Origin of the sequence: Anaerobiospirillum sp. NML120448 (assembly GCF_023050945.1) — a bacterium.
Classification (GTDB): domain Bacteria; phylum Pseudomonadota; class Gammaproteobacteria; order Enterobacterales; family Succinivibrionaceae; genus Anaerobiospirillum.
Genome location: NZ_JALKIM010000001.1, coordinates 124075 through 146043 on the forward strand (window position 1 = coordinate 124075; position 21969 = coordinate 146043).

Sequence of the window (21969 nt, forward strand, 5' to 3'; positions counted from 1 at the left end):
CTTGCTTTCATTTGTTGTGATTTTTTGTCAGCAAATATAATTATCTTCTATGTTCTTACTCTTAACATAAATACAACATTCCTACTTAGCTTATAACATCACTAAACTAGTCTTTTTTATCCTTTTAACATCTATCAATCTTTACTATCTTTTTGTACCTATTTTGCTCTTGTTAAAACGTTGCGATTTTTTATTGATTGGCTATCAAAGATAGCAATAAGCCCTCATTTTCTGCATTAGGTAAAATTGCTCTATGCTAAAACTAAAAAAGCCTCTTTAACCAATTAGTTAAAGAGGCTCTTAAAAAAAAGATTTTGCCAAAGTATTGTTAATCTCTAGCTACGTCTGCCTAAAGACAAAGCGCTTTTAATAATTTGAGCAAACATAACAATGACAAAAGTTGCCATCATTACTAAGGCATTTAAACTGGTAAATTTAAAAGCTAGAGCCAAAATAATAATCATCAGAGCATACTTTAAAACTTCGGCTCTAATGACATCATAAAGGGTTACACCTGCACTCTTACCATAAGAGCGATCAGCAGAACGTGCTATCACATTGTAAATAGCTATAGGAATCAGCAAGGATAGACCACCTACTAAAGAGGAAGCCATAAACCATAAGGCAGAACCTATCGCCCCCTGATCCACTAAAGGCCCGCTAAGCTCCAATAAACGAGCTTGTAACTGCGCAACTTGCTCATTGTTTAAAGCAAGCTCTTTGATAATGCCATGACCTTTGACATAACCAATAAAGCCAGCCATAAACATACAAACCACAATAACTTGCAACATACTGATAACACTAACCAGTCCTTGCTGTTGCTTGCTTAGCTCCAATGCTTGCTCATAGCTAATCTTCTTAGGTGGCACCCCATAGTCATCCTCATCATCCTGATAAGCATTAGAGCCCACATCAGCGCCATGGTCACTGTGGTATCCACCGCCCTGAGGAGTGCTTTCTTGCGCAGGAGCATTATGGCACTGCAGGCCAGCAGGGCCATCAAGGCCCTGCTGGGCAGCAAGGCTATGAGGGGCTGCTGGTGCCTCAGGAGCGCTAGGACTTGCAAGTTCTGATTGTTGTTGGTTAGTACTCTTTGGTGCCATATTGATCTTTCTTGCCAAGAGGTTAGGTTAGTTAGACTTATCTAAACCCAATAAAGTTAACAAGCTATCTAATTGTTTGTCATTATCGTAACTAAAGGTAAGTTTACCCTTACCATCCTTACTTACCTTAAACTTAGCCTTTACGCCTTTTAACTTAGCATTAAGAGACTTTTCGTATGAGGTGTAGTTAATGTTGCGATTGGCCTCACTATTAGAGTCATCAGTATTGCTCTGAGCCTCTTCTAAGGCACGAGCCTCTAACTTTTTGGCAAATTCTTTAACAAAACTTTCGGTAGCTCGAACAGACAAGCCTCTCTCAATGACAATTTGGCAAGCTTCATTTTGTGCACTACCACTTAGGGATAGTAAAACCTTAGCATGGCCTAAATCGATTTTTCCTGCCTTAAGAGCAGCTAAGCTACCATCTTCGAGCTTTAATACACGTAAATAATTGGCTACAGCTGAGCGTGATTTACAAACACTTTTAGCCACCTCCTCTTGGGTCATGCCACACTCTTGCATCATTTGGTCAAAAGCAATAGCAAGCTCAACAGGATTTAAATTTTCACGCTGAATATTTTCAATTAAAGCAATGGCATAAGCCTTTTCGTCTACCACCTCACGAACCAAGCAAGGAACAGAGGCCATAGCAAGCATACGAGCAGCACGATAGCGACGTTCACCACAAATGATCTCGTACTTACCACCATCAATACGCTTTACGATTAAAGGCTCAAGTAAACCATGCTCTTTAATGGAGGTTGCCAACTCCTTAATAGCCTCATCATCAAAGCTGTGACGTGGCTGATAAGTAGAAGGCATAAGCATATCGAGCTTTACATTTAAGACCAGATGGTCATCGCTGCTAGCTGATACAAGTTCAATATCATTAGCTACCTTACCCTCATTAAGGCCATTCTCGGCTAAATAAGAGAGCTCCATTGCATCTTGCATGGACTGGGCTAAAGCCACATCCTTGGCCAAAGCACCAACTTCATTCTCATCGCTATAACCAATTTCACTCTTGATAGCATCTCCTGTAGCTGTAGATACCTCACCCTTAGTAGCCTCACTACTTACAGGAGAGCTCTTAAGCTTAGATTCCTCAAGAGTAGCTTGATTATCCTTAGTAGCCTTGCGACGAGTAGTAGCCTTTTTAACTTTGCCCTTACCAGTGCTAGCCTCAGATGCTGCGGCTACTGCAACAGCTGCAGTATCTGCGGCAGCGGTAGTATCAGCGGTTGCTGTAGCATCGGCTGCATCGGCAGTGTTGGCTGCCTTCTTTTTCGCAGGGCTCTTAGAGCGCTTAGGGCTATCGCTTGGGGCAGAGGAGCTGGCAGCGGCAGGAGCAAGCTCTACCAGAGCTGGCTCTTGTAGGGCCTGCTCTTGGAGAGCTGCCTCTTTTTGAGCTTTGGCTTTGGCTCTTGAGCTAGTCTTTTTGGTGGTGGTTTTAGCCTGAGTAGTTTTAGGAGTAGTAGCCTTTTTAGTGCCTGCTTTTACTTTTTTGGAGGCAGAGCTACTAGTCTTGGTACTCTTAGAGGCAGTATCTTGGGACTCATTATCCTCCTTGGCCTCAGTATTTGCCTCTGTGGCTTTAGCTATCTTTTGAGAGCTCAATGAACGCTCTAGCAAGCTTTGACCTAATGTTTTGGCATTTTGCTCTTGTTGTTTTGCCTTTTTATTGTTGCTTTCGCTAATTAAAGAACCTATGCCTCTGCCTAAACCTGCCATAAAGATGCTCCCAACCTTAACGCCAATTAAAAAATTACAGGAAATTATTAAGCTATGTATTACTGTTGCACACCATTAGCAGCTAAAAAATCTTTTTCTAAGATTTCACTTGCTAAAGCTAAATATGCTTTGGAACCAGCTGATGCCTTATCATAGTACATAGCTGGTTTACCATAACTAGGAGCCTCTGCCAGACGCACATTACGAGGAATAATAGTTTTATAAACATAATCACCAAAGCTATTTTCTAGATCTTTGGACACATCAGAGGAAAGACGATTTCTATTGTCGTACATAGTACGCAAAATGCCTTCAATCCTGATGCTAGGATTAACCTCACGACCCAATTTATCGATAGTGTCAAATAATAAGGTTAAGCCCTCTAATGCAAAATACTCACACTGCAATGGCACTAATATACTCTGAGCGGCGCACATGGCATTGATGGTTAAGTAGTTTAAAGATGGTGGACAATCAATAAAGATATAGTCGTAATTGTCTTGAATTGGCTCTAGAGCATTCTTTAGACGCACCTCACGCATTAAGAAATCTCTTAACTTAAACTCAGCTGTACCTAATTCATCATCAGCAGGAATAAGGTGATAAGCTCCAGAAGTATCAGTAACCAAGGCTGAAATTGCGTCTACACCATCAATTAAAATATGACGGATTGAGGTCTCAACATTATATTTGCTCACCCCTGAGGCCATAGTAGCATTACCCTGTGGATCAGCATCAATAACTAAAACCCTCTTATGCATTGCAGCCAAAGAGGCAGCCAAGTTGACGCAGGTTGTAGTCTTACCTACTCCACCTTTTTGATTTGCAATAGCAATGATTCTAGCCATAAGAGCAGTTCCTCTGTGTGTACAAGAGCAAAATTAGTAAGGTCTTTAAAATTAGATTTAAATGCGCTTTAAAATAACAGCCTGTCGTTTAGCATCCAGGGTAGGTACTTTTAAATCTTCAATACGTTCTATTGTAACAGTTAAAGGAATGTCTTGAATTTCGTTGTCATCAAGATTAGCTTTCATAGCAACAAAACGGCCATCATCCTTTAATAAAGGTAAGCACCATCCTACCATGCGCTCAATAGGAGCAAAGGCACGACTAACAATGACATCAAAAGGCTCATGCTCAATCTCTTCGCAGCGCTTATTAATCAACTCTACGTTATTAAGTTTTAACTTAGTTACTACTTGACGAACAAAAGATAACTTCTTGCCTACTGAGTCAATTAAAGTAAATTGCAAGTTAGGATTTAATATGGCTAACACTACACCAGGAAAGCCAGCACCAGTGCCTACATCAGCAATAGTCTTTACCTTGCCCACACTATTAATCACAGGAGATACTACTGCACTATCTAAGATATGTAATACTACCATTTGATCAACGCTCTTAATGGCAGTTAAGTTTAAAGCAGCATTCCAAGTGTTTAACATCTCAATTACGCAAGTTAGCTGATCTAGTTGCTCATCACTAACTTCTATAGAGGTCTGCAAAAATAAGCTTTTGATCTGAGCTCTACAGTCATCAAAAGAAAAAGGAGCAATCTTATTTGCCATAATAGAATCTCATGCTTAAAAGAATAACGAGCTTTGCACTAAAAAGCGCATTCTAACAATTATAAGGTTTTTTCCTTAAATCTATGGACATATTTTTCTTTAATCATCAAAGATAAGGAAAAATTTTAGATAGCATTTTTGGTCACAGATTTTTGCAAGTTACCTTAAAGATAGCTATAGCACTAGCGACTACATTCGCAACGCAGGACAAATCTTAGAAGCTATAACTGACTTTGCGACTTTACAACCAGGCGACATGGTGTTGATGGGCCCCCACATATGCCACACTTTAGTGCTGAATGTACTTGCAATATTAAAGATGAGGTTAAACTTGACGAATTATTTGATAAAGTCAATCAAGCACTAGGCAACAGTGGATAGTTTCCTTTAGGAGGCATTCGCTCTCGAGCAATCTTTTTAGATACCTATCAAATGGCCGATGGCGCTCATGATTACGCCTTTGTCCATATGACCTTAAAAATTGGCGCAGGTCGTGATATGGAAACGAACAAGCAAACAGGTAAAATGCTCTTTGAGATTATCACCAAGCATTTTGCTCCCCTCCAAAAAAAGATTATTGGCGCTTTCTTTTGTCATGGAAGAGCTAGACCCAGTGCTTAACTTTAAGAAAAACAATTTACCTGCCTTTTTAAAGCAGCAAAAATAAGAAAGCTCACTAATAACAGCTAAAAGGCACTTGCTTATGGTGCTAAGCAAGTGTCCTTTAAAGCAAGACTTAATCCTTGCATGGACAATTTACAAAAATAAGGGGAAACATAATATGCCTAAAGCTTTTGAAGGTGAACCACATAATTTTTTTATCTCTTTACTAGGATCATTAGTTGCTTTTGGGCCTATGTCAATCGATATGTATCTTCCTGCTTTGCCTAGCATTGCAGCCGATTTAAACGCCACTCCAGCTCAAATGCAGCATTCACTATCAGCCTTCTTTTTTGGCTTCTGTATTTCGATGCTGCTCTACGGCCCAATCTCTGATGTGATTGGTCGTCGTAAATTATTAATCTTTGGCTTGATGGTTTTTGTTATTTCGTCATTTTTCTTGGCTTTTGCCCCTAATGCTGAGCTTTTTATTTTCTTGCGCTTTATGCAAGCCTTTGGCTCATCAGCAGCTATTGTTATGGCCCGAGCAATTGCTCGTGATGCTTATCATCCTAAATCGCTACCAAGAGTAATGTCGCTTATTACTTTAGTTACCATGATAGCTCCACTAGTAGCTCCAATTTTAGGTGGTTATATTTTGTTCTTTGCTTCATGGCGAGCTATTTTCTTTTCTTTAACTATTATTGGTTTTATCGCTTTTTGTTTAATTATTTTCTTACTCCCAGAAACAGTTAAAGAAACTGAGCCTGATAATGGACTTATTATCAACTCCTTTAAAAGCTATATAACCCTATTAAAATCCCCATCATCTATGGGCATTATTGGAGTATTTGCTTTTTCTTTTGGAGCAATGTTTGCCTTTATTGCAGGCTCTCCATTTGTATACATTGAATACTTTGGCGTAGCAAAACAACATTATGGTTATCTCTTCTTCCTTAATGCTTTAGGCATGATCTTAATGCTCTTATTAAACATAAGGCTGCTCAAGAAGTTTTCACTAAGACAAATTTTGTTTTTCCAAACCAGTTTTCAACTTGCCTCAGGCATAGGTTTATTTATCTTTAATAATAGTAATTTAGTAACCCTAGTAATATTTGTGGTGCTCTTTATTTCCATGACCAACGCTTTGGGAGCTAACTCACTGTCTTTACTCTTAGAGCAAAGAGGCAACATGGCTGGCAGCGCATCTTCGCTAGCTATTTCTTCACAATTTGCCCTAGGCTGCTTGTCATCATATTTAGTGTCTTTATTACAAGATGACACTCCTTATGCCATGACATTGATTATGTTTCTTTTTGCATTGATTTCCTTTTTACATCAATTCCTAATTTCTAAAACATCATCTGACAGTGAGCAAACTAAATAGGAGCTTCTATGCTAGTGAAAGTTTCCGAAAACTCGTTTACAGCCCAACCAAAAATTAAAAAGGATAATGTTAGCCTTAAGCTAGCTCATAGTTGTAAACCAACTTTTGGAAACTTTCACTAGAGGCTTGGTGCCTAAACTTTTGTAACAATTGGTTTAATGTTAGTTTTGGGCAAAAGCTCTGATAAATTACAAGAGCGTAAATTCCACACCATTATTCCTTAAATCATCGCTATATCTGGTTGGGTAATGTGCGCCATTATGGCCTCATCTATGTATCTGCTTTATTAATCAATCTCGTCCAAGAGCAATTCCATAATGAGATTATGGTCTTAACCAACTAATAAACGCCCGCCCTTAAACTTCATTAAATTAAGAATAATTTGATGACTAAAAGTACCAAGTTTAAGGAGCGGGCCTTGTAATTTATAAAGCAACAAACACCGTATAAATAGCTTTAAAAAGCCAAAATTTTGCGCTACTGCACAAAGTAAAATTTAGCTACTAAAAATGCGAAATATAAGCAAAACCACTAATCTCAAGATAAGCTAAATAAGCTATGCTTATACCATACATGGTTATAAATTGATTGATTTATCTCTATCATAATGATTTTTTATTGAAGTTTAGTTAGAAGATGGCAATTAGAAATATTGATGTTACAAAAGATAACCTGACCTTTGGCAAGCTCAATGATGTCAGTTATCGCTCTTTCTCTCATATGGCATCCTTTTATGGACGCTTTATGGAGCCCCATCGTCATGAGGGCTATTTTCAGCTCCACTATATTGACTATGGCTATATCAACTTAAATCTTGATGATTCAGTAAACTTAACTCCTAAGGTTCCTTTACTGGTTTTAACTCCACCATCTGCTCCCCACTCTTTCTTTAGTACCAATGAAACCACTGGTCATGTTCTGACGGTAAGAGAAAGTCTCATTATCCCTATTATAGAAAAGCTCTATCACTCCAACCCTAATATCATTTTGAATAAAGCTGTTTTCTTATCCTTTTCAGAAAATAGTGAAATTAAAAAGAATTTAGATCGCTTTTTTAGCATTATTCAAAGCTCAATTGAGAATGTTGATACAGATCAGGACTTAGTATTAGGCCATATTACTCAAGCTATGTTTTCATATATCTTATGTAAGCAAGAGTTTAAAGATAGCCTTAATACCACTCCTACTGTCAGTGGAGACCTTACTATTTTCCAAAACTTTGTTAAGTTAATTGAGGATAACTACTACAAGCAGCTTTCTATTCCAGACTATGCCAAACTCTTATCCGTTACAGAGTCTAAGCTTAAAGATATGTGCAGACGCTTCTCTTCTTTACCTCCAAAACGCATGATCTTTGAGCGCATTTTATTAGAAGCTAAGCGCCGCTTAGTCTATTCAGACAAAAGTATCAATCAAATTGCTAATGATTTAGGCTTTGCAGACCCATCTTACTTTGCTCGCTTCTTTGTTCGTAGTGTTGGACAAACCCCATCACAGTGGCGTAAGCGCAGTAAAAATGTCCACAATCTTTACCAAGATATCCATCATATGAGCTCAGTTTAGCTAAGCCTTGCACTATCAGGCGCTTAAGATTACCATCTTAAGCGCCTTTATTTTTTGCAAGACCTCACGCCAGCCGCCGCAGCAGCAGATGCAGCTGCAACTACAACCGCTACAGCACCTACGCAATTACCCACCTACCCAACTACAGCCAGCAGCATACAGTGCAGCGCCCTCTACAGTACCAACACTACCAACCCTAATACAGGTATAGGTACTTCAAAGTGCCTGAGATGCTCTTTAATGCAAGGTATTAATTCCACCTAAAAGTACCAGTACAACCACTTAAAGTCACTATTGCAATTGCTAAATGGTTAATCCAGAGATTGAGAAGTACTTAGCTAAGTACGTACGTGGCTCTAACTGTATGTACTTTGAGGAGCGTATTAAGATCTTTAAGCTCATGTGGGATGCTATTGGCTATGAGTTTGGTGGCCGTCATGAACTCTATGAGATCAACTACACTGGCTCTCAAGATCTTTTTGTTTTTTTAAAGACAAAAAAAGCGCCCAGTTTCTTACTTTGAAGCGGGCGCTTTTTTCATAGATTATGTATTTAGCAATCTGTAATTAGCGATCTGCTAATGGCACACGATTGAGTAAGCTTAATTTCTTAAGGTGAACTAGCAAAATAGAAATAGCAGCTGGAGTTACACCAGAAATACGAGATGCCATACCTAAAGTTTCAGGTTGGAACTCATTGAGCTTTTGAGCAACCTCATTAGATAAAGCTGAAATAGTACGATAATCAAAATTGGTAGGCAGTAAAGTCTTTTCATTAAGCTCACGCTTTTTGATTTCATCTAACTCATGCTCTAAATAGCCTTGGTAGCGTACTTGAATTTCCACTTGCTCCTCAGCTTGTGGCAAGGTAGCAATTAAATCAAGATTAGCAGCTTGTAATAAAGGCTTTAGACGTGACTCTGGACGGCGTAAGATTTCCTCTAAAGTCTGCTCTTTAGATAAAGGAGTATTTAAGATGGCACTTACACCTTTACCCATTGGTGAACTTGGCTTTACTAGAGTTTCACGTAAACGAGCTTTTTCTTGCTCAATCTGAGTTTGCTTCTCTTCAAAGATGCGATAGCGCTCATCATCAATAATGCCTAAATCACGAGCAGTAGGAGTGAGGCGTAAATCGGCATTATCCTCACGTAAGATCAAGCGATATTCAGCACGAGAGGTAAACATACGATATGGTTCACGGGTACCTAAGGTGCATAAGTCATCCATCATTACGCCCATATAGGCAGTATTACGGGATGGGAACCAAGACTCTTTACCCTGGACAAATAAACCAGCATTGATACCAGCTAATAGACCTTGAGCAGCAGCCTCTTCATAACCAGTAGTACCATTAATTTGGCCAGCTAAGAATAAGCCTTGAATTTTCTTAGACTGCATGGTTACTGATAGCTCACGTGGATCGTAGAAATCGTACTCAATGGCATAACCAGGGCGAGCAATTACTACATTTTCAAAGCCTTCAATAGAGCGAATAAATTTCTCTTGGATATCGTAAGGTAGTGAAGTGGAAATACCATTTGGATAAACCAAATTAGAAGTTAAACCCTCTGGCTCAACAAAGATTTGGTGAGCACTGCGATCAGGATAACGAACAATCTTATCTTCAATAGAAGGGCAATAGCGAGGTCCTGTAGACTTAATAACGCCTGAGTATAAAGGACTACGGTCTAAACCAGAGCGAATAATGTCATGGGTACGCTCATTAGTATGAGTGATATGACAGCATACTTGCTCAGGAAGTACTGAGTTATCATCAATAAAGGAGAATACAGGCAAAGGATGCTCTGGCTCTTGGCGCTGCATCTTTGAGTAATCAATAGTGTCACTTACTAAACGAGCAGGAGTACCAGTTTTTAATCTGCCTTGCTTTAAACCAAGCTCTTTTAAGTTTTCAGCTAAAGCAATAGAGGCAGGATCGCCAGCACGACCACCTTGATAATGGTTTAAACCAATATGAATTAAACCATTTAAGAAAGTACCAGCACAGATAACAACAGCTTTACTGTAAAAACAAATATCAGCTGCAGTATTAACACCACATAAGGTATTACCGTCAAAGAGTAATTGGGTACAAGGCTGTTGGAAAAGAGTTAAATTTTTGTAGCCAGCGAGGGTTTTACGCATCACCTCTTTGTACAAATGACGATCAGTTTGAGCACGGGTAGCACGAACAGCAGGGCCCTTGGATGAGTTTAAGGTTCTAAACTGAATACCAGCACGATCGATAGCTTGAGGGCAAATACCACCCATAGCATCGATTTCACGTAATAAATGACCTTTGCCAATGCCACCAAAAGCAGGGTTACATGACATTTCGCCAACAGTTTCAAGATTGTGAGTTAATAATAAGGTTTTACAGCCCATACGAGCAGCAGCACCTGCTGCCTCAATGCCAGCATGGCCAGCACCCACAACAATTACATCAAACTCTCTTAATGACATGTTAACCTCGCCTCAAAGGAGCATAAACTAAAACTAAATAAGACCACTTAGGCTCAAGCAGTTTGTTTTGCAATTAATATAGACAGCCATAAATTAACCACCGCTCCTTATGCATAAGTGAGTAAAGTATCCCACAGCTTAGGGCAGTTTTTAATTTATGGCTTCTATGTTCAAAAGAATCCCACAACTAACAGTGCAAAATTAAAGAACTAACAAGCGTCCAAGCGGGCTGTATTTTACAGCAAAAGATTAAAAAAATGCCTTTTTGCAAAGCTTTTTCCGTAAACTTTTGCAAAAATTTCACTAACAGCATTTTTTAAAGGTCTGATTCAGCTCCTATTAACTAAATTGAGAGCTAATAATCATTAATGCTCTAAAACCCCCTAAAAGGCCCCCTAAATGAACGACTAAGCAATTAAGGTATCATTACTACCTAAAAGTACACTAGCGCTCTAAAAACGCATCCTAGAGGCCTTATTTGCGCAAAATAAAGATAGCCCCTCTCGCCATCCCTAAAAGTCCCCAAAATTTGCCCCCTAATTTATCCCACAACCTCACGGCCAAAATCGCCGCCGCCCGCAGCGCCCGCCCAGCCCGCCGCCGCACATCTTTTTTGATCTTCACTTTTAAAGTTCAAAATTCACACTAAGAGCAAATTCAAAAAAAAAAACATTTTTTTATCTTTAAGTTAATAGCCAAAACTTAAAGTTTCTAACCAACTTCTTTAGAAAATTTCCCTTAGCAAAAAATATGGCTTTTTAGTGGGAAACTAAAACTTATGACCTCTTAAGTAGTGATCAAAAACTTTAACCTTACGTTTAACTAAGATTAAGCAAGATCAATCTTGAGCTTCTGCTTTTGGGTGAGTAACCAACGTAAGGCTCTTGACTGAGAAAGATCGATCTTGGGCTTTTGCCTCTGGGTGAGTAAACAACGTAAGGTTCTTGATTAAGAAAGATCGATCTTGGGCTTTTGCCTTTCGGGTGAGTAAACAACGTAAGGTTCTTGATTAAGAAAGATCGATCTTGGGTTATTGCCTTTCGGGTGAGTAAACAAAGTGAGGTTCTTGACTGAGAAAGATCGATCTTGGGCTTTTGCTTTTTTGGGCGAGTAAACAAAAAGTGGATCCTCGTTTAGTGAGATCGGAGATGTCGGATCTTGGGAGTGCGTGAAATGTAGTGAGCCATGCTGTGCATGGCAGAAGGAACTTTGGAGTCACTATTAGATAACTTAAATATAAGTAATATTATAGGTTAATAGATCTCTTCTTCTTTATAAGGGGCAAAGTTGTGGGTTAGTGCTTAAAACGGCATAAATAAGCCATTCTTGCTTGTGGGTTACTTGTGGGATTTCTGTGGGGAAATCGCCACTTTCCAACAGTCTAAAAACTATACATTTCAGATCCCACAATGATCCCACAACAATCCCACAAGCATCCCACAGGCTAATTTTGTATCTAGTTTCCATTTTTTCGCTAAATTTCCAGGTTGTGGGAAACTAATTTTTTGCTTTGAAGGTGTGAGCTCGAGCCCTCAATTTGGGAGGGGAAGATCAAACAGGCTGATAAGAGTATGGGCTTATTGTAAGTTGGAAGTTTTAAGAACTGATTAAGGGGCGGCAAATAAGGCATTAAATTGTGGGTTAAATGGTGGGTTAGTTAATTGGGCGTGGTTGTAGAGGATGATGGTTATAAAAAAAATACCCTAGAACTACGAAGTAGTTCTAGGGTATCCAATAATTCTTTTAAGCCCAATAAGCCTTATCAATAAAGCTTAATTGGTTATAAATTGAGTGCAAATTAAACGCGCTTCTTGAACTCATTGGTGCGGGTATCAATTTCGATACGGTCGCCAATGTTTACGAACTCTGGAACGCTTAACTCGTAACCAGTGCCTGCTAAACGAGCTGGCTTGGTAACCTTACCAGAGGTGTCGCCACGAACAGCTGGCTCAGTGTACTCAACTTCACGAACGATGGTGATTGGTAACTCAACAGAGATAGCCTTGCCATTGTAGAAGGTTACTTGGCAAACATCTTCCATGCCGTCTACTAAGTAGTTTAAAACGTCACCTAAGTTGTCTTTCTCAACGTCATACTGGTTGTACTCTTCATCCATGAATACATAGAGAGGATCGTTGAAGTAAGAGTAGGTGCAGTCCTTGCGCTCAAGAATTACGTCATCAATGCGATCATCAGCACGGAAAACAGTCTCGGTGCCAGCCTCAGAAAGAAGGTTCTTAAGCTTCATCTTAACAACAGCAGCGTTACGGCCAGACTTGTTGTACTCAGTCTTCTGAACAACCATTGGATTGCCGTTGAGCATGATCACATTACCGGCACGAATTTCTTGTGCAATCTTCATGAAATAAGCTTCCTATTTAAGAATGTATTAGTCCGTTGCTTGCTGACAGCTACCTTGAGCTTATCTCCCAAGGAGCACTTCCATTGATCAGGAGGTGCTTAACCTCATGATGGTGATATTTGTCTTTACTAAAATTTAAGATAAAGACATCAAATCTTTAAGTCATCAGAGCAAATTACAAAATGACAATCTTAAATTATACTCCAATTTTAAAAGAAAATCCAAAAGGCTATATAAAAATCCTAGGCTAAATATGGCTTTAATAAGCCGTTTTTAGTGGGCAATGTTAAATTATTACAGCTTAGTGTGAATAAATTGGTTAAGACTCTCGGTTAGGTCTGTTTGATCGCATAAATAACAAGCAAAGTTATAGTAGATAGGCTTACATAACTGCTCAAACTCATCTAGGTTAAAGTCTTTAGCAAAATGATCTTGGCTGTTATAGTCCATCATAGTTTGGTAAATCACTTTGCATGCTTTACTAATAGTTGCTTTGTCTATTTCTAAATAAGGACAGCTGTGATGATTTTCAATAATTTGAGGGATGTCATTAAGACAAATATGCTCCATACGCTGTAAAAAAGACTGTAGTTTGGTCAAATGAGCATTTTCGTCTTGAGGATAAATGTGCCACAAAAATGGATGGCCAGTATGCATAGCTCTAACTATAGAGTCCTCGCCTCTTACTAAATTAAAGTCACTCTTTAACAAGATTTCATCGTAGCGCTCATGAGACACCATAGGACTTACGTTGATACTGAGCTTATCGTTAAGCTTAGTGGTCTCATTTAGCTTAAAAGAGAGTTTAGTAATACTCTCAAGATTCTCTAGTGCTAAGCCTTCAAAGACTAACATTTCGTTAGTGCATGCGCTGTGGCTACAAACCTTAATCAGGTCAGCAATGATAGGATTGTGATAGCCAAATAAGGAGAAAGTTCTAGTGCTGTGAGGGGATAGTAACTGCTCTTTTAGCTTTTGTAAGTTAAGCTTACATTGATCTTTGAAGGTACGATCAACATTCAAGCCGCCTGTTTTACTAGTAAAGCCAGGGAAGAAGTAATAAACATTTAAGTTATCGACAAAAGAAGTAAGACCATGGCAGCTCTCAACCCAGTCCTCAGCACTTAAGTACTCAAGATTAATAATAATAGTGCCATTTTGATTTTGGGCTTGATGTAGGCTTTGGGTAGTAACAGGGTCAAAGCGACAATTAAAAGCGCTAATAACTACTTGAGAGGCTTGATAAGTAGTTAATGGTTGCTCCCAATTTTCAATAGTTAAATGGTCATTGTTTAGGTCTTGCTCATTAAGCAGAGTGTTAAGTACAGTTAGGTTATTACAAAATAGTCTTACACTATAATCTTGAAAACTTAAATTACGGGCAAGATGAAGGCAAACACCTGCATCACCATAGTTATCAATTACATCACAAAAGATATCAAGACTAATCATAGTTGTACCTTAACTGTCAGATCTTATAAGAAAAAAAGCTCGTTTTGCGACTTTATTAAATTATTTTAATAAATCGTTTATTAATTATGATTTATGTTTATCAGCATGACTGAAAAATCGTTAAAAGCAAAATTGCAAGCAAAATAATTTGCTCTTTAGTATTAAAATTAATATCAATGACGTGGTAATATTGAAAAATTTTTGCATGTCATTAAGGGCTTGCCTTTGGCGTAAGAGTAACAGTTGTTCTTGGGTTTTGCTTCTAAAAACTCGCTAATTTATCCAATTTTTTAAAACAACGTATATGAAACAAGGAGATATACCAACTCCTTGGCTTTGTCTCGCTCTTATTTTGCATTATGACTTTAAATTTTTAGTTCTTAGTCTTTTCAGGGGGCTACAAGGTGATTCGATACATCGTAAAGCGTGATGGCCGCAAAGTGGCCTTCAATAGTAACAAGATTGCTAATGCTATCAAAAAGTCAATGGTATCAGTCCATCCAGATGATGAGCTTGATGCTGAGCAGCTTAAGTTGGTTGATCAGCTAACAGCTGAAGTTGTTGCTGAGATTGAAGATAGTGATGTATCTGCTCCTACTGTAGAAAATACCCAGGACGTTATTGAGCGTGTTTTAATCAAGCATAATCTCTCTGATGTAGCTAAGAATTTCATTTTATACCGTCAGCAACGTACTAATGTTCGTACCTATAACGCAGAACTTACTAAGATTTATCGTGATTTAACCTCCAAATCCTCTGCTGATATGGACTTAAAGCGCGAAAATGCCAATATTGATGCTAATGCACCAATGGGCTTAATGTTGCGTTTTGGCTCTGAGGGCTCAAAAGATTTTGTTAAGCGCTATGTTTTAAAGCCAGAGCACTCTATTGCCCATTCCAATGGCTCTATTCATATTCATGATTTAGATTTCTATTTGCTAACTATCAATTGTTGCCAAATTGATTTAACTGATCTCTTTAGACGTGGTTTCTCTACAGGTCACGGCTTCTTACGTGAGCCACAATCTATTCAGTCAGCAGCTGCTTTATCTTGTATTGCCATTCAGTCTAACCAAAACGACATGCATGGTGGCCAGTCCATTCCTATGTTCGAGTATGATTTGGCCCCATATGTAGTAAAGTCTTATAACAAGCACTTACGCCAAGTTATTAAGATTGTGTTACGCAATGATGATATTGACCTTGATGACCTTAAGGCTGCTATTGAGCAAATCTATAAAGACAATGGCACAGCTTTAGCCGATCACACCCAAGAGCAAATTGCTGTATTAGTAAAGGAAATCTTACGCTCTAAGTTTGAGGGTGATGAGTTAGAGGACAATTTAAGCTATACCATGTCTGAGGCTCTCAAGCTTACCAATCGTGAAACTTATCAGGCCATGGAGGCTGTAATTCACAACTTAAACTCCATGCAAAGCCGTGCTGGTGCTCAAGTACCTTTCTCCTCCATTAACTATGGTACTGGTACTACAGCAGAGCAACGTATGATTATGAAGAACGTGCTCTTGGCTACTGACGCTGGTTTAGGTAGTGGTGAAACTCCTATCTTCCCTGTACAAATTTTCAAGGTTAAAGATGGCGTTAACACTAAAGAAGGCGATCCAAATTATGATTTATTCCGCTTAGCTTGTAAGGTAAGTGCTAAGCGCTTATTCCCTAATTTCTCCTTCTTAGATGCCCCTTATAATAAGCAGTACTATGTTGAAGGTCACCCAGAAACAGAAGTTGCTGTTATGGGTTGTCGTACTCGTGTCTTTGGCAATGACTACGATAAGACTAAACAAGTTATTCCAGGCCGTGGTAACTTATCTTTTACTACCATCAATTTACCTCGCTTAGCTATTGAGGCTCATGGCTCTATTTCTAAGTTCTACGAGTCTTTAGATCGTATGGTAAATATGGTCTTTGAACAGTTGTTAGATCGCTTTGAGATTATTGCCGATAAGCATGTCTATAACTATCCTTTCTTAATGGGACAGGGTATTTGGATTGACTCTTATCGCCTCCACTGGGATGACAAGATTCGTGATGTAATTAAGAACGGTTCTTTATCTGTGGGCTTCATTGGTCTTGCTGAAACTTTAGTAGCTTTAGTAGGCCAGCATCATGGTGAAAGCCAAAGCGCATTAGAGCTTGGCTTAAACATTATTCGCCATATGCGTGAGCTAACCGATAAGCAAACTCAAAAGACTGGCTTAAACTTCTCCTTATTCTCAACTCCTGCTGAGGGCTTATCTGGCCGCTTTGTGAATATTGATAAGAAGATCTATGGCATTATTCCTGGAGTTACTGATAGAAGCTATTACACCAATAGTTTCCACGTTCCTGTTTATTACAATATTAGTGCCGCTGATAAGATTCGTATTGAAGGTAAATTCCACGAATTATGTAACGCAGGTGCCATTTCCTATGTTGAAATGGATGGCGACTTAAACAAGAACATTGATGCTTTTGAGCGTGTAGTTCTTTATATGCGTGATTGTGGCGTTGGCTATGGCTCAATTAACCACCCTGTAGATCGTTGCCCTGTTTGTGGCTACGTAGGTGTAATTAATGATGTATGTCCTAAGTGCGGGCGTAAAGATGGTGAAGGTGTCACCATTGAGCGCTTAAGCAAGTTGGGTGTTGACTGCATCTGCCGTGGTTAATATTTAATAGTTTTTATTTAATTTTTCTCAAGCCTAAATTAGGAGACATTTAATGGTAACTAGAGTTCATGCTCGTAATGGTATTGTTGGTGAGGGTGTTAAGTTTGAGCGTATCCGTCGTGTGACTGGTTATTTGGTAGGCTCTTTAGATCGCTTCAATAATGCCAAGCAAGCTGAGGAAAAGGATCGTGTTAAGCACTTGCATGTCTCTGGCTCTTAATTAGATATTTGAAATCTTTGCACAAAAGGCCCTTTAATTACATTAAAGGGCCTTTTGTTTTGAAATAAGTTCGTTTTTGCTTTTTTTGGTCGTTTTGCAGTGAAAAAACTTAATTAAGATAGATTAATATTACTAAAGTATGTTTTTTAAATAAGTTTTGTGAGTGATTTTGAGGAGCTGCTATATGGATCAGGATTTAAAGGCATTAGAAAACACTACCTTGAAAATTGCAGGTGTAGTTACTGAGTCTATTGTTGATGGTCCAGGAATACGCTATACCATTTTTACTCAAGGTTGCCCTTTCCATTGCAAAGGATGCCATAACCCACAATCCCAGCCTTTAAAGGGTGGCATGGATGTTAAGCTTAAGATCTTTTATGATGAGATTAAGCAAAACCCACTGGTAACTGGTGTAACCTTCTCTGGAGGTGAGCCTTTTATTCAGGCAGGTGCATTAAGCCTATTGGCTAAGGTATTAAAAAGAGAAGGCTATTCAGTTTGGTCTTACTCTGGTTATACTTATGACAAATTAGAGCGTGATGATAAATTCCGCTCTTTGCTAGAGCAAATTGATGTCTTAGTTGATGGTCCATATGTTCAGTCCAAGCACTCTATGGATATTGATTTTAGAGGCTCTACCAATCAAAGAATTATCGATGTACCTAAGTCTTTAGCCCAAGATAAAGTAGTGTTGGCAGAAGGCTTTGTTTAGTGCAAAGTTTTAAGGTTAAACTTAATATTAAGGGGCTTATGCCCCTTTATTTTTTTTGATTAAAGTAAATTACTAACAAGTTCCATTAAACTGAATGTGTTCACCTAAAACTTTTTAGGATAATACGCTCTTAATATTTTACATGCTGAAATCTTGGCAAAGATTAAGCTAATTTTTTAGAGACAAAGTATGCAAAAGACTAAGTCAAAGCTATTGTGCCGATCTTGTGATTTAGTGGTACAACTGCCTCCTTATAAAAAAGGATATAGCTGCATCTGTCCCCAATGTAAGTCATCCTTGCGCTCAGCTAATAAAGTCTCTTTGGAGAATTTAGCTATTGTCTCAATTGCCTCAGTAATTATGCTGTTTACCTCATTGACTTTGCCTTTTATGAGTATTTCATCATATGGCATTAGTCAGTCGATGTCATTGACAACAATTGTTACTATTTTGCGTCGTGATTGGTCTTTATTGATGTACTTGTGCATTCTATTTACCTTTTTATGTCCATTAGTAATGCACCTGATAGTTATTGGCATAGTATTTTTTAAACTGACTGTTACCAGACGAATAGCCAACATTTATTCTTTTTGTCACCTGTTTTGTATGGTGGATGTATTTATCTTAGGTGTAATTGTAAGTTTGGTTAAGCTGGTAGCTTTGGCGAATGTAGATTTTCACTCAGGATTTTATTCGGCAATTTTATTTGCCATGCTCATGGTATGGTGCTATTCAAAAGGAAGCCCGTATACCATTTGGAATCTTCTCCAAAGACATGATACCGAGCTTAAATACGCTCATATAGGCATGAGAGGCATTGATCAGGGCCTGATTATGTGCCGACACTGCGGTATGGTCTATAAACGTAAAAAAAGAGCCTTAAGCAAGGATAGCAATCAGCAATATACAGACAGCTATCTCTATCAAGGAGCAGTGCATTGTCCAAGGTGTAATCATGCCAATGATTACAGAGCTATTAGTTGTTATCAAAAGACTATTGCTCTACTTTTGTCGGCTGTAATTATTTATGTCCCAAGTAATATTTACCCTATTATGGTAACTGAATACTTAGGTACAGCAGTAGGCTCAAACATCATTGATGGTGTGATTTCTTTGTGGGGCATGAACTCTTACTTTGTTGCTATGGTGATCTTTATCGCCAGTATTTGTATCCCCATGCTCAAAATCCTTTGTATTTTATGGCTAATGTATGCATCTAAATACGGTTTTAAGCGCAATCCTAGTAAGTACAATAAGCTTTACCGTATTGTTTTATTCATTGGTCGCTGGTCAATGATTGATGTTTTCGTGGTCATTATTATGTCCACAGTAGTAAGAATGTCAGGCTTATTAACTATTAGTCCTGGTATAGCTATTGTCTTTTTTAGCTTTACTGTGTTGCTTACCATGTTAGCAGCAGAAGAATATGATGAGCGACTGTTGTGGGATCATGCTTTATCCACCCGCTCTCATACCCTATTAGATGAAGAGGGGCGAGTAATTAATGACGACAAAGACTCAGATGCTATATTAAATCCTAATGCTAAAGAGTTATTGGTTAAAAACTATGAAAGGCTCAAAGGCTCAGTAGCCAAGCAAGATTCAGAACACCCAACTGAAGAGTAATCGTATGAACACACCGCAAAAAAATATAGTTACCAATGCTGTTGCCCAAGAGGTTGCAAGTGGTACTACTGCTTTAGAACGCAAACCAACTAAGTTTTCTTTAATTTGGGTTGTTCCTTTAATTGCCTTAATGCTAACAGGATTATTAATTTGGAATAGTACCTTTAATAATGGCCCTGTGATTCATATTACCTTGCCTAGTGCCGAGGGTATTGAAGAGGGTAAAACCTTAATTAAAACAAGATCGGTAACTGTTGGTGTGGTTAATGATGTTGTTTTATCCCCTGACTATCGCAATATCGTTCTAACTGTACAGATGGATAAAAATACCGAAGATCTACTAAGAGCAGATACTAGATTTTGGGTAGTAAAACCTCGTATTGAAAGTGCTGGTATTTCTGGTTTGGATACCTTACTTTCGGGATCTTATATTCAACTTAGTATGGGCACCTCAGATGCTTATGCTAGTGACTTTGTGGCCCTTGATGAACCTCCTATTAGACAAAATAATGAGGAGGGTCTTATGATTTCTTTATATGCTAATGACTCACGTAAGTTAAGCAATGGCGATATTGTTTCTTTTAGAGGTTTTAATGTCGGTGCTATTACTGAGACCCGCTTAGATATTGCCAATCAGCAAATTCATTATCGTGCTTTTATTAGAGAGCCTTACGATAAGCTAGTTAATCTTAATACCAAGTTTTGGATTAGCTCTGGTTTTGAGTTTGATATTACTACCTCAGGCGCTTCTTTACGTACTGAATCTATAGATAACCTAGTAGTAGGTGGCATTACTTTTGACAACTTTATTGATAATAGCGAGATCAAAGGTTCTGTGCCTGATAATACTACCTTTAGGTTGTTTACTCGTCGTGATGATGCTCGTGTCAGTGCTCTTGAGGGCTCCTTACTTTACGTAGTGATGTTAGAGGACTCTATTCATAATATTAGACCTGGCTCTATTGTAGTATATAGAGGCGTTAAAGTAGGTGAGGTGGTAAAAGCTCCTTGGTTTGAAGATGGCTCTCAGGTCTTTTCCTCTAAAGCACTGCCAGTATTAATTGCTATTGATAGTAACAAAGTAAATAAAGAGGAAATCTCTAGCATTTTAGATGGTTACTTGAAGACCTCTAGCCTCTGTGCCCGAGTAGGATCTGCAAATTTAGTATTGAATAACAATCAAATTGATTTAACTGTAGACCCTAATAACAAGTGCATTGCCTCTCGTGATATTTTCAAAATTAAAGGCACTAAGACTGTCAATGGCATGCTAACTTACAATAGCTATAATGTTATTCCTTTAATTCCTATGCAATCATTAAGCGCCCAACTAGACGCTTTTATGGCTAAGATGAATGAGTTTGACGTGGCTGGTCTATCCACAGAGCTACAAAATAGCTTACGTGCTTTTAGCGCTGCTATGAACTCCTTTACTAGCTCTAATAATGCTGTAGAGCGCACTCAGGTTATTTCTAAGTTAGCTGATGCCTTTGAGAATTTTAATAACTCTGTCAAAGGCTATGGCCCTGAAACAGAGCTTTATAAGACCTTACATCAAAACTTAAAGAACATAGAGCAAATTCTTCAAGATCTATCGCCTGCCATCAGTGAAGTAGGCCAAAGTCCTAAATCCATTATTTTTGGAAGCCAAGAAGATCCAATTCCACGCTCTCCAAAAGGAAAATAGAACATTACAATTAATGTAGAGCCTTCTAATCTGTAGCCCACAGGCATGGCTATCGATGCTATTGTGGATATCGCAGCTATCGCAGCTATCAATGCCTGTGGCGCTATTGTTGGGCAGTAGTTGATGAATTTATAGAAAAACTGGAGCCAATATGGGAATGCTTAAGCCTTATATTTTGTTGGGATTGCTTGCTTGTTCCTCATTAAGCGTAACTAGCTGCTCTATGGGGGCGGGCGAGGTTAACTTTGATCGCTATTCCTTAACCTTAGACATTGATCCTAAGACTTATTTATATGAAGCCAAGGTCGATTTATCTTTAGCTCCTGCTTTAGATCAGGGCGGTGTAGTACTGCAAATGAGCGACGTTACCTTACGTCCTGCCAAGAACTATCGTTATAGTGCTGACTTAGATAAAGAGCTGCGTTTACTCTTGGTAGATGAGCTATTAAATGCTGATTTGGGTAAAAGCATTCAGTCTTTAAAAACAGAAGTTTATGTTTCACAGTTTCAAGGAACAATTGATGGTTTAGCTTTGGTTGCTTTCTCTGTGAAGTTAAGTGATATCAAAAGCGGTAAAACAATCTTGCTAAAAGATTATGCAGCACAAACTAATATCCCTCAGGATGGTTATGATGCACTAGTATCTGAGCTCAAGAATAGCTATTTGCAACAAGTAAGAGCTTTTATAAGCGACTTTAAGGCCTTTAAAGCCAAAAAATAGTATAAGTTTCTTCCTTTTTGAGCTCCTAAAATGCGCCTCATTAAAAAAATGAAGGCGCATTTTACTATCTAAAAGTACACTACATTAAACTAAAATATAG

At 38.5% G+C, this 21969-nt stretch carries 16 protein-coding genes and 1 pseudogene; 10 read left to right on the plus strand and 7 right to left on the minus strand.

Annotation, left to right across the window (positions count from 1 at the left end; translation table 11 throughout):
• Positions 1-335: 335 nt before the first annotated feature.
• The 4 genes from MXE38_RS00535 to rsmG are packed head-to-tail and all read right to left on the minus strand — an operon-like array spanning position 336 to position 4405.
• Entirely contained in the window at positions 336-1106 is a 771-nt protein-coding gene (locus MXE38_RS00535) for an ATP synthase subunit I (protein WP_246909929.1), read from the minus strand.
• A gap of 27 nt (positions 1107-1133) precedes the next feature.
• Positions 1134-2837, minus strand: coding sequence for a ParB/RepB/Spo0J family partition protein (locus MXE38_RS00540; RefSeq protein ID WP_246909931.1), 1704 nt, complete (start codon positions 2835-2837; stop codon positions 1134-1136).
• A gap of 59 nt (positions 2838-2896) precedes the next feature.
• Positions 2897-3685, minus strand: a complete 789-nt coding sequence (locus tag MXE38_RS00545) for a ParA family protein (protein ID WP_246909933.1) — start codon at positions 3683-3685, stop codon at positions 2897-2899.
• Between the two features lie 57 nt (positions 3686-3742).
• Complete coding sequence (gene rsmG / locus MXE38_RS00550) at positions 3743-4405, minus strand: 16S rRNA (guanine(527)-N(7))-methyltransferase RsmG (RefSeq protein WP_246909935.1); 663 nt, start codon at positions 4403-4405, stop codon at positions 3743-3745.
• 393 nt (positions 4406-4798) lie between these two features.
• Between rsmG and MXE38_RS00555 the strand changes: the two are divergent.
• The 4 genes and pseudogenes from MXE38_RS00555 to MXE38_RS00570 all read left to right on the plus strand — a co-directional run.
• Positions 4799-5026 (plus strand): annotated as a pseudogene (locus MXE38_RS00555) (hypothetical protein); the annotation flags it as partial.
• 160 nt (positions 5027-5186) lie between these two features.
• Positions 5187-6392, plus strand: a complete 1206-nt coding sequence (locus MXE38_RS00560) for a Bcr/CflA family multidrug efflux MFS transporter (RefSeq protein ID WP_246909939.1) — start codon at positions 5187-5189, stop codon at positions 6390-6392.
• Positions 6393-7028: 636 nt separating this feature from the next.
• Positions 7029-7955 carry a 4-hydroxyphenylacetate catabolism regulatory protein HpaA gene (hpaA, locus tag MXE38_RS00565; protein ID WP_246909941.1) on the plus strand — a complete coding sequence of 309 codons (927 nt, stop codon included), beginning with the start codon at positions 7029-7031 and terminating at the stop codon, positions 7953-7955.
• A gap of 307 nt (positions 7956-8262) precedes the next feature.
• Positions 8263-8478: a 4-hydroxyphenylacetate 3-hydroxylase C-terminal domain-containing protein gene (locus tag MXE38_RS00570; protein WP_246909944.1), complete on the plus strand. Its 216-nt coding sequence runs from the start codon at positions 8263-8265 to the stop codon at positions 8476-8478.
• A gap of 43 nt (positions 8479-8521) precedes the next feature.
• On the opposite strand, the gene mnmG is transcribed toward MXE38_RS00570, so the two are convergent.
• The 3 genes from mnmG to earP form a co-directional block, all read right to left on the minus strand.
• On the minus strand, positions 8522-10420 hold the full coding sequence (gene mnmG / locus MXE38_RS00575) for a tRNA uridine-5-carboxymethylaminomethyl(34) synthesis enzyme MnmG (RefSeq protein ID WP_246909947.1): 1899 nt from the start codon (positions 10418-10420) through the stop codon (positions 8522-8524).
• A gap of 1798 nt (positions 10421-12218) precedes the next feature.
• Positions 12219-12782: an elongation factor P gene (gene efp, locus MXE38_RS00580; protein WP_246909948.1), complete on the minus strand. Its 564-nt coding sequence runs from the start codon at positions 12780-12782 to the stop codon at positions 12219-12221.
• 294 nt (positions 12783-13076) lie between these two features.
• On the minus strand, positions 13077-14234 hold the full coding sequence (gene earP / locus MXE38_RS00585; protein WP_246909950.1) for an elongation factor P maturation arginine rhamnosyltransferase EarP: 1158 nt from the start codon (positions 14232-14234) through the stop codon (positions 13077-13079).
• Positions 14235-14638: 404 nt separating this feature from the next.
• On the opposite strand from earP, the gene MXE38_RS00590 reads away from it, so the two are divergent.
• The 6 genes from MXE38_RS00590 (at position 14639) to MXE38_RS00615 (ending at position 21869) form a co-directional block, all read left to right on the plus strand.
• Entirely contained in the window at positions 14639-16903 is a 2265-nt protein-coding gene (locus tag MXE38_RS00590) for an anaerobic ribonucleoside triphosphate reductase (protein ID WP_246909953.1), read from the plus strand.
• 52 nt (positions 16904-16955) lie between these two features.
• The gene (gene nrdD, locus MXE38_RS00595) at positions 16956-17123 is read left to right on the plus strand and encodes an anaerobic ribonucleoside-triphosphate reductase (protein ID WP_246909955.1); all 168 of its coding nucleotides are present in this window, start codon (positions 16956-16958) and stop codon (positions 17121-17123) included.
• A gap of 184 nt (positions 17124-17307) precedes the next feature.
• Entirely contained in the window at positions 17308-17835 is a 528-nt protein-coding gene (nrdG, locus tag MXE38_RS00600) for an anaerobic ribonucleoside-triphosphate reductase activating protein (protein WP_246909957.1), read from the plus strand.
• A 189-nt stretch (positions 17836-18024) separates the two neighbouring features.
• Positions 18025-19461: a PqiA/YebS family transporter subunit gene (locus tag MXE38_RS00605; protein WP_246909959.1), complete on the plus strand. Its 1437-nt coding sequence runs from the start codon at positions 18025-18027 to the stop codon at positions 19459-19461.
• Between the two features lie 4 nt (positions 19462-19465).
• Positions 19466-21148 carry an MlaD family protein gene (locus MXE38_RS00610; RefSeq protein WP_246909963.1) on the plus strand — a complete coding sequence of 561 codons (1683 nt, stop codon included), beginning with the start codon at positions 19466-19468 and terminating at the stop codon, positions 21146-21148.
• Between the two features lie 151 nt (positions 21149-21299).
• Positions 21300-21869 (plus strand): ABC-type transport auxiliary lipoprotein family protein, encoded by a 570-nt coding sequence (locus MXE38_RS00615; protein ID WP_246909966.1) that lies wholly within the window; start codon positions 21300-21302, stop codon positions 21867-21869.
• The last annotated feature ends 100 nt before the right edge of the window (positions 21870-21969 follow it).

Bases quoted from the DNA above. Each gene is read 5' to 3' on its own strand.
- rsmG (WP_246909935.1), bottom strand. From the start codon at position 4,405: ATGGCAAATAAGATTGCTCCTTTTTCTTTTGATGACTGTAGAGCTCAG.
- MXE38_RS00545 (WP_246909933.1), bottom strand. From the start codon at position 3,685: ATGGCTAGAATCATTGCTATTGCAAATCAAAAAGGTGGAGTAGGTAAG.
- efp (WP_246909948.1), bottom strand. From the start codon at position 12,782: ATGAAGATTGCACAAGAAATTCGTGCCGGTAATGTGATCATGCTCAAC.
- MXE38_RS00570 (WP_246909944.1), top strand. From the start codon at position 8,263: ATGGTTAATCCAGAGATTGAGAAGTACTTAGCTAAGTACGTACGTGGC.
- MXE38_RS00610 (WP_246909963.1), top strand. From the start codon at position 19,466: ATGAACACACCGCAAAAAAATATAGTTACCAATGCTGTTGCCCAAGAG.
- earP (WP_246909950.1), bottom strand. From the start codon at position 14,234: ATGATTAGTCTTGATATCTTTTGTGATGTAATTGATAACTATGGTGAT.
- nrdG (WP_246909957.1), top strand. From the start codon at position 17,308: ATGGATCAGGATTTAAAGGCATTAGAAAACACTACCTTGAAAATTGCA.
- MXE38_RS00605 (WP_246909959.1), top strand. From the start codon at position 18,025: ATGCAAAAGACTAAGTCAAAGCTATTGTGCCGATCTTGTGATTTAGTG.
- MXE38_RS00560 (WP_246909939.1), top strand. From the start codon at position 5,187: ATGCCTAAAGCTTTTGAAGGTGAACCACATAATTTTTTTATCTCTTTA.
- MXE38_RS00540 (WP_246909931.1), bottom strand. From the start codon at position 2,837: ATGGCAGGTTTAGGCAGAGGCATAGGTTCTTTAATTAGCGAAAGCAAC.
- MXE38_RS00535 (WP_246909929.1), bottom strand. From the start codon at position 1,106: ATGGCACCAAAGAGTACTAACCAACAACAATCAGAACTTGCAAGTCCT.
- mnmG (WP_246909947.1), bottom strand. From the start codon at position 10,420: ATGTCATTAAGAGAGTTTGATGTAATTGTTGTGGGTGCTGGCCATGCT.
- nrdD (WP_246909955.1), top strand. From the start codon at position 16,956: ATGGTAACTAGAGTTCATGCTCGTAATGGTATTGTTGGTGAGGGTGTT.
- MXE38_RS00615 (WP_246909966.1), top strand. From the start codon at position 21,300: ATGGGAATGCTTAAGCCTTATATTTTGTTGGGATTGCTTGCTTGTTCC.
- hpaA (WP_246909941.1), top strand. From the start codon at position 7,029: ATGGCAATTAGAAATATTGATGTTACAAAAGATAACCTGACCTTTGGC.